Source organism: Anseongella ginsenosidimutans, from assembly GCF_008033235.1.
GTDB classification, from domain to species: Bacteria; Bacteroidota; Bacteroidia; order Sphingobacteriales; family Sphingobacteriaceae; genus Anseongella; species Anseongella ginsenosidimutans.
This window is the reverse complement of the sequence record NZ_CP042432.1, coordinates 1,761,431-1,773,679: the sequence shown is the minus strand read 5'-3', so window position 1 is coordinate 1,773,679 and position 12,249 is coordinate 1,761,431. Positions and strand designations below refer to the sequence as shown.

6 protein-coding genes and 1 pseudogene are annotated in these 12,249 nt (G+C 52.7%); all 7 read right to left on the bottom strand.

Going from position 1 to position 12,249, the window contains the following annotated elements:
- Positions 1-7: 7 nt before the first annotated feature.
- Complete coding sequence (locus FRZ59_RS07495) at positions 8-2,221, bottom strand: SusC/RagA family TonB-linked outer membrane protein (RefSeq protein ID WP_158640563.1); 2,214 nt, start codon at positions 2,219-2,221, stop codon at positions 8-10.
- Complete coding sequence (locus FRZ59_RS07490) at positions 2,185-3,114, bottom strand: TonB-dependent receptor plug domain-containing protein (RefSeq protein WP_147698272.1); 930 nt, start codon at positions 3,112-3,114, stop codon at positions 2,185-2,187. The genes FRZ59_RS07495 and FRZ59_RS07490 overlap by 37 nt, the downstream gene beginning before the upstream one ends.
- A 195-nt stretch (positions 3,115-3,309) precedes the next feature.
- The gene (locus FRZ59_RS07485; protein ID WP_132129307.1) at positions 3,310-4,377 is read right to left on the bottom strand and encodes a LacI family DNA-binding transcriptional regulator; all 1,068 of its coding nucleotides are present in this window, start codon (positions 4,375-4,377) and stop codon (positions 3,310-3,312) included.
- A gap of 1 nt (position 4,378) precedes the next feature.
- A complete protein-coding gene (locus FRZ59_RS07480; protein ID WP_225975237.1) occupies positions 4,379-5,926 on the bottom strand; it encodes an arylsulfatase in 1,548 nt (515 codons plus the stop codon).
- Positions 5,865-7,406: a sulfatase family protein gene (locus FRZ59_RS07475; RefSeq protein WP_132129306.1), complete on the bottom strand. Its 1,542-nt coding sequence runs from the start codon at positions 7,404-7,406 to the stop codon at positions 5,865-5,867. The genes FRZ59_RS07480 and FRZ59_RS07475 overlap by 62 nt, the downstream gene beginning before the upstream one ends.
- A gap of 137 nt (positions 7,407-7,543) precedes the next feature.
- A pseudogene (locus FRZ59_RS07470) lies at positions 7,544-10,405 on the bottom strand (3-keto-disaccharide hydrolase).
- Between the two features lie 547 nt (positions 10,406-10,952).
- A complete protein-coding gene (locus tag FRZ59_RS07465; protein WP_132129304.1) occupies positions 10,953-12,227 on the bottom strand; it encodes a Gfo/Idh/MocA family oxidoreductase in 1,275 nt (424 codons plus the stop codon).
- Between the last annotated feature and the right edge of the window lie 22 nt (positions 12,228-12,249).

Here is a 12,249-nt window from a genome sequence, read left to right as displayed (position 1 = left end):
TCAGGATTTAGAAGTTCGCATTAAGGCCAAGTGCAAAGATCCTCGAAACAGGCTCCGCCCCGTTATTCAGTCCGGGCATACTGTTTATCCCGTCAATGCCATTATCGGTATAACCTTCGGGGTTATATCCATTGAAGCCCTTGCTTTTCAGCAGGAAGGCATTGCTTACCGAAAGATATAACCGCAAATGACTGAGCCGTAATTTTTCCACAACGGGAACAGGAAAGGTGAAACCCAGGTTTATATTCCTCACCGCAAGAAAGGAAGCATCTTCCAGGTAGTAATCGCTGTTGCCAACGTATTCCAGTGCGGCCAGGGAGGTAGCGGGGTGCTGTCCGTCGCCCGGCTCCTGTTCCGACCACCACTGCCCTTCTACCACCGGCAGAAGAAAAGCGCTTACTGTAGGGCCCTGGTAATACAGGTTCTCCAGGTTGTACATTTTCGCACCCAGCGAAGACTGAATGGCAATGCTCAGGTCAAAATTCTTCCAGGAAAGATCGTTGACCATTCCCATAACGATATCGGGCATAAAACTGCCAAGCATGACCCTGTCTTCGGGGGTGATGGCACCGTCGCCGTTCACATCGTCGTACCGGACCGTTCCCGGAAACTGCCCCGCCATGACAGGAACGCGCCCGAGTTCCTCTTCGGTCTGAATAACTCCCGCCTGCCGGTAGCCGTAATAGGAAAACATCGGCTGCCCTTCCCTCAGTATCCAGGCCATTCCGCGGCTGTGTGTGTTGATCACCTGGTCTACGCCGCCCCCGAGGTTAGTTACCTCGTTCTTATTGATTGAAAAGTTAACCGAAGTTCCCCATTTAAAATCGCGGATAAGGTTCCTGGTGGTCAGTTCCAGTTCGAAACCTTTGTTCCTGATATCCCCGACATTGACGATGGCATTGGTAAACCCGGAAATGGCCGGAATGCTCACATTATACAGCAGGTCTTTGGTAAGCTTATTATAATGATCCGCCACCAGGCTCACCCGGTTATTAAAAAGGCCCAGTTCCATGCCTATATCATAGCTTTGCGTCCTTTCCCATTTCAGCGCCGGATTTCCAATGGAAGCCTGCGCCTGGCCCTGGATCAGCTGGCCGCCGGGAGAATACAAGGCGTCCCCTATAGTGCCCAGGTATTGAAAATCCCCGATATTGAAATTGCCGACAACGCCGTAGCTGGCCCGAAGCTTCAGCTCGTTGATGAACCGGACGGGCTTAAAGAAGTCTTCCCGTGAAATTCTCCAGGCAGCCGAGGCCGAAGGAAAATAGCCCCAGCGGGTTTCCGGTCCGAAGCGGGAACTTCCATCGGTACGGATAGAAGCGGAAAGAAGATACTTTTCATTGTACCCGTAATTGATCCTGGCGAAGTAGGAAGTCAGGCCCCACTGCGACTTGGAAGTGTAACTTCCTCCCGGGGAAATGATCGCGTTATTCAGCGTGGGAATGATCTCATTGGCAAAGCTTCCCGGCTCAGCGGCCAGGGCTGAAGCCCGCGAAGTATTGTATTGGTATGACGCCCCCAGTATCCCCGTAAAGTTATGCACCTCATTAAAGTCCCGGCTATAGCTCAGCACATTTTCATTGATCAGGTTATACACCCTTGAATCAGCGGCATTGCCGGTAGGGCGGTTAAGATTGGTAGCGCGGGATTCCTGGAAATTATCGGTGGTCGCATAGGAAATATTAAATCCAAAAGAAGACCTGATCGCCAGCCCATCCGCCAGGTCCAGCTCCCCGTAAACTTCACCTACATTATTAAAAGCATTGGTATGATTATGCGTGCCCTCAAGGGTAGCAAGCGGATTTACCCCGGAAGAAACGGTCGACCCCCAGTAATCCAGGGGCCGGAGATAACTGCCGTCTTCCTGCTTCTCCGGGGAAAGGAAAGGCGGCATTTTGACCAGGTTCTGCAAGCCTCCCGGATAGGTCTGCCGCTCGGAATAATTGGGGCTGATCATGAACCCCGCCCTGAACCGCGGACTGATCTCCAGGTTCACATTGGCCCGGAGCGCGTACTGCCGGTACCCGGTATTCATAATGGTCCCCCGTTCATCTCTGAAGGTGCCCGATATGTAGTAATCAGACTCCTTTCCGCCGCCTGACAGGGACAGGCTATAATTCTGAATAGGCTCCGGATTCAGCAAAATATCTTCCCAGTTATGGTTTCCCTCCGCAATCACGGGGTTCACCCGGTACTGGGCCGGACGCCTGTCATCCCCCACAAGGGCAGGGAGGGGTCCCCGCCGGTCCAGGCGAAATCCCTGTTAATATAGCGGACCGTATAATCATAAAAATCCTGGCCGCCGGCGGCCCAGTTTTCCGGGCCGTGTACCATGGGAACGGCAATACCTGCGTAGCTGTTAAAGTTGAGCCTCGATTTCCCCTGCTTTCCCTTCTTCGTGGTAATAATAATAACGCCTCCTGCGCCCCTGGAACCATAAATGGCCGCCGAAGAGGCATCCTTCAGCACCTCGATCGATTCCACATCGTTCATATTGATATTATTGAAACTGCCGCCGGGAAAGCCGTCGATGACAATGAGCGGATCATTGCTCGCCGAGATAGATCCGGGGCCGCGGATCGTGATCGTAGGAGCTGCGCCGGGGGAACTCCTTTCCTGCGTAATATTAACACCAGCCATTCTTCCCACCAGGGCTGATTCCGGCCTGCCCGCGGGCATTTGATCCAGGATTGTATTCTCAATTTTTGATATGGCCGAAGTGACCGAACTTTTTTTAACGCTGCCGTAGCCCACCACGACCATTTCATCCAATGCCTCCACGACCGCATCCAGGCGGATCTGCAGGTTTGACTGCCCCGCTACCGGTACCTCTGTCGTCTGGTAGCCCACATAACTGATCACAAGTACCGCATTCGCGGGCACGTCGCTTAATTTAAAACGGCCTTCCGCATCCGTGGTGACGCCACGGCCGGAGCCTTTTAGGGTAACCGCTGCGCCGGGCAATGCTGCCTGAGTAGCCCGTTCCGTCACCAGCCCTTCCACCGAGGGCAAAGCTTGCGTCCAGGCGCGGCAGGGAATTAAGAAAACGGCAAGGATCATAAGTAATTTAAGTCCTGGCCGGCAAAAGATTCCTGTGTGAATTCCCGTTTCCATTTGTGTTTATTTAATTGACATGTTTGATCTTTTCAACACCGTGTACGTACCCGTTATTTGAAAAAAATAAAACGCGTTGTTATTTGCGCGTGTCTGAAAAATAAACTCTCGATATTGGTTCAGAAGTACCGGGATCTTTTCGGGTACGTACCCGAAGTTAAAAATTAAAATCCGAATCCAAAAGAAATTTAAATTTTAATTTTTGTAGACTTTGTAATTCTCTTTGGTTATAATGTCAATGGGCATGAAATGTATCTTTTCCACGGGGCTGGCCAGCACCTGGCTTTGATAGAGCGCCCGGATGCCGCGGTAGCCTTGCTCTTCCGGCTTCTGGCAGATCAGGAAGTCGATGAGGTTCTTTTCCAGGAAGCTGATGTTTTTCTCCAGGAAGTCATAGCCAACCAATAACAGATCGTTTTTGGCGCCTGACCGCTCAAAATACTGAGCCACCGCCGACACGCGGGAATTAGTTACAAAAATGGCGTTAACATCCCGGTGCTGCTTCAAAAGAGCTGACAAGTTTCTTTCCACCGAAGTGTAATCCGTTTGGCGGATATCGCTTTTTAAAATCGTATTAAGTTTCCCATGGTCCCTGAACCAGGCCCTGAAGCCCTCTTCCTTCCTAAGTAAATGATGATGGTTATCCATTTCCCGGGAAATATTCACTACCAGTACTTTTCCGTTCCCCGCACCATAGCTGACCAGGCGGGCGCCGAGGTAGCCGCTATGGAAAAGATCGGGGCCAATATAGCAAAGACTGTCCTGGTTGGGAATATCCGAGTTGATGAATACATAGGGAATTCCCCGGAGCTTGCAGGCTTCAGCGAACTGAACAGACTCTTCGATGAAAGAAGGGGCCACCAGCACACCGTCCGCATTACTTTTGAGTATGGCGCCGGCCTCCTTCACAAAGGATGCCTTATTGTTAAGATCGAAAAAGTACTTCTCTACGTTTACACCGTATTGTTTTATTTCCTTTTCGGCCTGCCGGATCCCGTTTAGCGGGGCCTGCCAGAAATCGGTTTCTTCGGATACTTCCGGGATGAGGGTCGCAAAATGGAAAACCCGGCGGGAAGCCAGCCGGCTGGCGAGTATATTGGGTTCGTAATCAAGTTCCTTAATGATCTCATTGATCCGGTCCCTGGTTTTGGCCGCCACCCCGGTCCTGTTATGGATCACCCTGTCCACGGTGGCTATAGATACATTCGCCCTCCGGGCTATTTCCTTTACCCCGTAATATTCGGTCTTCTTTTTACCTGGCATATTAGTTTGTTAGCGCGAATTTAGGGTTCAGGAATTCCCATTCGCGGATATGGGCGGGGCGATGTTCATCTTTCACGATCGCATCGAATTTCCGTGCCAGCTCCGGGTGGCGGGCAGCCAGGTTAGTAGTTTCCCCCGGGTCGGTACGAAGGTTGAAGATCATCCAGGGGTTTTCAGCGGCATGCTGCTGCTGTTTTACCTTTACCCCCTTCCAGTCGCCCATGCGGACGGCCAGCTGCCCGCCCCTTGCATGGTATTCGAAATACAGGTATTCATGTTTCTCCTGGGCGGCGTTCTTTCCCAGCAGCGTGGGCAGCAGGCTAATGCCGTCGGTATGCCTTAGTTCCTGTCCGGTGAGTTCGGCCAGCGTGGCCATGATATCGTACTGCGCGGAAATATGGTCGCTTACCGTTCCCGCCGGTATTTTTCCTGGCCAGCGGGCGATGAAAGGCATGCGGATGCCTCCTTCAAAAAGGTCCTGCTTGAGGCCCCGCAGCCCTCCCGTACTATTAAAGAATTCAGCGTTTACGCCGCCGTTAAAGGTAGTGCCGTTATCGCTTGAGAACATGACCAGCGTGTTTTCGTCCAGCCCAAGTTCCCTGAGCCGGTCAAGGATCATCCCTACCTGCGCGTCCAGGAAGGTGATCATTCCAGCGTAGGTGGCGTAAGGATGTTCGGCGGCGGCATACCCGTTTTGCCCGTAATAAGGCTGCTCCTCAAACTCACCCAGGTAGGCATTCGTATATTTTTCCGGTACCTGCAGGGAGGCATGCGGAATGGTATAGGGTAGGTAAAGGAAAAAGGGGCCGGCCTTATGTGCCGTGATAAAGTCGAGGGCCTTTTCCGTCATTTTCTCCCCGGAATATTCATTTCCTTTGAAATAGGCGAAATCATCCGCGCCGGCAGCAGCGGGGTCCAGCGCCCGGTGAACATTGATCCGTGGGTTATTCAGCGTGTCCCAGCGGCCGTTCGCCCACAAATGCGTGGGGTAGTAATTGTGGGCCTGCTTCTGATCCAGGTAACCATAGAAATAGTCAAATCCCTGTTTCAGCGGCGCTCCTGTCGTATTGTGCATGCCAAGCCCCCATTTCCCGATCGCCGCCGTTGCATAGCCAACCTGCTTCAGCATCCGGGGCAGCGTGAACGCTCCTTCGTGCAGCGGCATTTGCCCGCCTTCCAGGCTGTCCGCAAAACCGCCTAACTCATAATTACCCCGGATATAGGCATGACCGGCATGCATCCCCGTCAGCAGCATGCCCCGGGCCGGCGCGCAAACGGGGATACTGGTATAATGCTGCGTAAAGCGCATCCCTTCACGCGCCATTCTGTCCAGGTGCGGGGTCCTGATCTTTTCCTGGCCGTAACAGCCAAGTTCGCCGTAGCCCAGGTCATCGGCGTAGATATAAATAATATTTACTTTTTCCTGCGCTGTCAGCGAAGGTTGGAAAAGGCTGAATGCTAAAAAGAGAAAAATGGCCGGTTTCATATTAATTACCTGGTTGATCCCGGACGGGCCGGTTAAAAATGAGCAATGCTTCCTTATCTTCATATTCCTTTATCAGGGAAGCCAGCTGCTTTTTGAGGCTGGCTGTACGTTTTTCATAACCCTTCCGGCCGTAAAGGTTATCCATTTCCCGCGGGTCCTTTTCCAGGTCGTACAACTCCCATGAATTCACCCGCTTGTAAAAACGGATCAGCTTATACCTTTCTGTCCGGATGCCGAAATGCGGAGACACCGCGTGTTCCCCGTTCTCATAATAATGATAATACATGGCTTCGCGGCCCTTTTCTTTGCCCTGCAGCAAAGGCAGCAGGGAACGGCCCTGCATGGAAGCCGGCACGGGCAGCCCGGCGGCATCCAGTAGCGTAGGTGCAATGTCCAGGTTCATGACAAAGTCTTCAGATATGCTGCCTGGTTCAATTACGCCGGGGTAGTGCATCAGCAAAGGGGTCCGGAAGGATTCTTCATACATGAAGCGCTTGTCAAACCAACCGTGTTCGCCAAGGAAAAAGCCCTGGTCAGACATATAAATAACCAGGGTATTTTCCCAAAGCCCGTGTTCCTCCAGGTAGTCGATCGTGCGGCCAATGTTGCGGTCAAGAGAAACCGCCGTGCTTAAATAATCCCGCATATAACGCTGGTATTTCCAGTTCGTCAGGGCCCTCCCGCTCAGGCCGGCTTCCTCCAGGGCTTTCCGGATGGGCTGGTAATAGGCCTTGTAGGCGGCCCGCTGGGCCGGGTTCATCCGAACGATATTCCCGTCTTTACTATCTTCAGGATACATTTTCAGATCGTAATCCAGGCGCATGGTCTTTGAAATGGTCATGTCCTGCACCATGGCTGCTTCCCTGTTATCGTAGGAATCGTAGAAATTACGGGGAGGTATGGTTATTACTTCATCGAATTTTCCGAGGTCGGCTGTATCCGGCATCCAGGTACGGTGGGTAGCTTTATGGCCGATGACCAGGCAAAAGGGCTTTTCCTGGTCCCGGCTGTCGAGCCAGTCTTCCGCGGCATCCTCAATAACGTCCGAAACATAACCTTCCACTCGCTTGCGGCTGCCGTCCATATACAGGAAGTCAGGGTTAAAGTAATGGCCCTGCCCGGGCAGGATCTGCCAATAGTCAAAGCCCTGCAGTTCCTTTCCAAGATGGTATTTACCAATCCAGGCGGTCTGGTATCCCGCTGCCTGCAGCTTTTTGGCAAAGGAGTCCTGGCCGGCGTCAAAATGCGAATTCGCATTGTCCTTATAGCCGTTTTTATGGCTGTATTTCCCGGTAAGCAGCACCGCGCGGCTGGGGCCGCAAATGGAATTGGTTACATAAGCCTTCTTAAAAAGTACGCCGTCGCGGGCAATCCGGTCTATGTTCGGCGTTTGCATCAGCGCATTGTTGTAGGCGCTGATAGCCTGGTAGGCATGATCATCCGACAAGATCACCACAATATTAGGCTTCTCCTGCGCGCGTGCCGTAATGGTAAAGGACAAGGCTAAAAACAGCGAAAAGAAAAGAGAACGAACCGCTTGCATTTATTCAATGATTTAAATTTTCTTTTGTCAGGAATATTAGTGTTCTGTTAAGCCTGAACTTGCAGCACCAATATAAGAAAAAAGCCGGCCTCTGTGCCGGCCGGCTTTTTCAAAACAGATTTTTTTAACGCCCGGGGCTATTTTCCAAGATCCTTTATGCGAATATTCCGGAAACGGACAACGGAGCCGTGGCCCAGGAAACCGATATGCCCGGATTCCTTTTTCAGGCCGGGATGTTCCCGGTGATCAATAGTACCGTTCTTGCTGGCTTCAGCAAGATCTCCGTCCAGGATCACTTCCCCGTTCAGGATCACCTTAACTTTGTTGCCTTTCACGATCACTTCCTGCTGATTCCACTCGCCCACAGGTTTCAGGAATCCGCGTTTGGCAGGGATCACCCCGTACACCGAACCGTGGTACTGGTATATTTGCAGGTCCTTGTAAATATCAGCCGTATTGTCCAGGATCTGCAGTTCCATTCCCTGGTAGGCAGCGTCGCCTTCCAGCGGAGCGCGGATCCCCAGGCCGTTATTGGCGCCGGGAGTCAGTTGGAATTCGAAACGGAAATTAAAATCGGCGTATTCCTCTTTCGTGAAAAGGTTACCGTTTCCTTTTTCGGGATAGATTACGATATTCCCGTTTTCAATCACATATCCTTCCTTATTACCGGTCCATTTTTCCAGGCCGGTACCGTCAAAAAGGACTTCAAAACCTTCTTCTTTTTCTTCTTTGCTCAGGGTGAATTTTTCTCCTTCCCGGGACAGACGGCGAACATAGATGTCGCGGTAAGCCACGCGGGTGCCATGAGCCTGCAGTTCCAGTTGTTCTTTGGGAAATATTGGCTGGCTGCGGTCCCAGAAATTTTCCAGTACCACGTTGTCCACCACCAGCTTTCCGTTCAGGTAAACCGTTACTTTTTCGCCTTTCATGATAATATGGAAGGTGTTCCAGTCTCCAATGGCATTATCAGCCAGAACCAGGGGCTTGCTCGGATGCTTCTGGTTATTGTACAAGCCTCCCGAGCCTACCTGGGCGCCTACATCCACGCGGGAAGTATCCCAGATTTGTACCTGGGGGTTCCCCGGAGATAAATGCCTGCGTCCCCGTCTGCTTCAATCTGCCAGTCAATGAACATTTCAAAGTCACCGTATTCTTCCACGGTACAAATATTATCGCCGTGGCCGGTAAAAATAAGGTTGCCGTCTTCGGCGTACCAGCCTTCGCGCATGCGCTCATCGGCTTTCTCCTGCTCTTTTGCCAGCGTGGCGGCGCTCATTTTAGCCCGCTCTATGGGATTGGCCACCAGGCCTTTCCAGCCGCTAAGGTCTTTTCCGTTGAAAAGCTTTACAAAACCGTCATCAGCCGGCATTTCAGAAAGATGTTTCCGGATCGCCTGCTTCTGGTAGTCGCTGTCCTGGCCTTTCAGGACTTCAATGGTTTTATTCAGCAATTCTTTTACCGCCCTGCCATAATATTCCTTATGATCCAGGGCAATATTCATAACTGCCTGGGCGGCGGCCTGCTGCACGTCGCTCTCATTCAGGAAGCCGCCTGCAAATATAAGGGCGGGGAAGGTCCCTGTCTTTTGAACTTCAGCGATAATGCGTTTCTTCTGTTCAGCGCTTTTAGCAATTTCCATAGCCTTGCGCAGCTGAAGCAGCTTTTGGGCAGGCGGAGCATCGGTTTTGCTGATAAGGTTTATATAACCCTCGAGCGCTTTCGAGGCGCTGCCGCCGGTTGCTTCCCGGCTGATCCTGTAAAGTTCACCGGCAGCCCCTGCATCCGTCCAGGTAATAAGGGCGTTCAAGGCTGCCTCCTTTTCTGCAGCGTCTCCGCTGTCAAACGCTCCTGCGACCGCCTGAAGCGCCTTAGCTCCGCCTATGCTTGCCAGAAGCCTTAAATAACGCGGTTTTTTCCCGGAAGCGGCCTTTTGCATTTGTGCAAGCACCAGGCTGGTTTGCGCTTCCTCTCCTTCAGTATCTCTCAGGGCATTCACAAGCGCATCCTGCACCTGGCTTACTTCTTTATCATTTTCTACCTGGTTCAGGAGGGCAAACAATGCGGGCAGGTCTTTGGAAGTAACCATAGAACCCAGTGCAGCAAATGCCGAAGCCCGTACGGCTTTGTCGGAACTCTTCACTTCCGCAAGGACCACGTCCAGGTTTTTATCCGCAGCCCGTGCTGCCAGCACATCAATGAGGGCAGCTTTTGCGGGGGCGGGCATGGCGGGCAGGGCCGCAGCCACCTGGCCGGGAAGCCCATCGCCTTGCATTACCAGCAACGCTTCTTTAACCGCCTGCACTTCTTTTTCATCTCCGTTCTTCATCACTTCCAGCAGGCTGCCGAGCGCTTCCACCCCGCCGATCTGCTGAACGGCCTTTATGGCTGCCAGGCGGACCTGCTGGTCGCCGGCTTTTAAAAAGCCGCTTACCACGGGAAGGGCTGCGCTTGTTTGCGTATTGCCGAGCATGGCAATGATCTCTGACTGCACTTCTGCATCCTTTGAGCGCTGCAGCTGCTTTATCCATGCCGCTGCGGCCGCGGGCGCGCTGATATCGCCGGAAAATTTCAACGCGGCCCGGCGGTATTCCGGACTATCATCCTTCATGGCTTTCAGCAGGTAGGGCAATCCCTCCTGGCCGCGGGCCTCCGCCAGGAGCGCAAGCGCCGCCGTACGGGTATGCACAAGTTCGCTGCCTTTCGCTTTTTTCATAAGCTTCCTGGCTAATTTCGCCGCTGTATTATCTTCGCCGTCTTCAATTAAACGATCCAGGTAACGGAGGTAAGAAGAAGTTGCATTCGTCTCTTCGAAATTATAATTGCTTTCGGCAGCGGATGCGGAAAGCACTTTGGCGGAAGCAGGGCTGGCAATATTCGCCAGCGCATACAGCGCCACTTTACGCAGGTCTTTATCGTCGCTTTCGGCAAACGGAGCTATTGCCTCCGCCGCTTCCGTGTAACGAAGGTCGCCAAGGGCTTCCACCAGGGAAAGGCGGCAGCCTTCAGGGGCGTCTTCCAGCGCCAGGAGCAGGGCTTTACCCGCGGAAGGTGTAGCAATATGTACTAACGCCCTTGCAGCCGGATCGCATAAACGCTCATCTGCCAGGTAGGATTGCAGGGCGGCAACTGCATCTTCTCCCCCTACGATCTGCAGCTGGCTGATCAGGAAAGCCTTTACGTCTTTGTTCTCTTCTTTTTCCAGGCTCAGGCAATAAGCGCGCTGGGCCAGCGCTCTCCATTTTTCCTGCCCGGGCTGGGTAACGTAAAACGAAAAGCCGCCAATTGCATATTCCAGCCTGGAGTTATCCCCTTTGCCGGGAGCTGCCAGCATATCCGCCAGCTGTACGATCCCGGCTTCCCCGAGTTCCGCCATTTCCTGCGCATGCTGCTTCAATTCCGCCCCGTTTTCCGCCGGCATTTGCGCCAGCAGGTCTGCGATCCGGGTGGAAACCGTCCGGTTTGCATCCAGCTGTGCCATGGCTGCCCCGTTCAGGGCAAGCACAGCCGTAAATAATAATAGTATTTTTTTCAACATTGTAATAGTATCTATATTGTCCAGGGGCCTCTCATTGCCTGGTAAGCCAGTTCGTTAGCGCCTTCATCGTCTATAAAGCGCTGGGCCACCGGATCAAATTTCAGGGAACGGTTCAGGCGTACGGCAATCTTACCCATGTTCACCAGGGTACAGGAGCGATGGCCGTTCTCTTCGTTCAACGCAAACTTCTGACGCTTCTTTACCGCTTCTACGAAATCGGTCACCTGCGGTTCCGGGTCAGGGAAAGCAGCCAGCTTCTTTTGCAGGTCAGGGATATCAGAACGGAAACCGGGATACAGCTTCCCTTTCGGCCCTTCTATATAAGGTACATTCGCATCCTTGTTCTCTCCGTCAAGGATGATCTTGCAACCGTCCTCGTAGGTGAATTCAATCCGCCTCCATGCACCGGCGGCATCAGGATGCTGCTGGGGAGCGTCTACTTCTACGCTTACAGGGCTTGTATGGTCTTTGTCAAGGAAATACTGAACGGGGTCAATATAGTGCTGCCCCATATCGCCAAGGCCACCGCCGTCATAATCCCAGTAGCCGCGGAAAGTCTGGTGTACGCGGTGCGGGTTATAAGGTTTCCAGGGCGCCGGGCCCAGCCACATTTCATAATCCAGTTCGGCGGGAACAGGCTGTGGGTCCAGGTGTTCCTTTCCAACCCAGAAAAATTTCCAGTTAAAGCCTGTCCCGCCGCCAATCGTTACTTTCAGGGGCCAGCCAAGCAGGCCGCTTTGAACCAGTTTCTTAATAGGTTTCACCGTGGTGCCCATCCCGTAGAAATTATCTTCAAAACGGAACCAGGTGTTCAGCCGGAAAATCCGGCCGTGCTGCTGCACCGCTTCTACCAGCCTCTTACCTTCGCCAATGGTACGGGTCATTGGTTTTTCACACCAGATGTCTTTCCCCTCCCGTGCGGCGTCGGCGGCGATAATACCATGCCAGTGGGGCGGGGTGGCCACGTGTACGATATCTACTTCCGGAAGCCGTATCAGTTCCCGGTAATCAGCAAAGGTTTTAACTCCTTTATCAAGCATCCCCAAAGCCTTTTTCAGGTGGCCTTTATCCACGTCGCAAATGGCTACCACGCGGGTACCGGCATACCCAAAATGATTACGTCCCATGCCGCCTACTCCGATCACGGCTTTGGTAAGCTGATCGCTCGGAGCAAGGAATCCCTGCCCCAGAACATGCCTGGGAACGATCGTAAATGCAGCCAGCGCGGCGGCAGAGCCTTTCAAAAAATTCCTCCTGGAACTCGAAGGTTGTTTCGGTTTTTCCATTAATGTTTAAGTTAATCCAGAT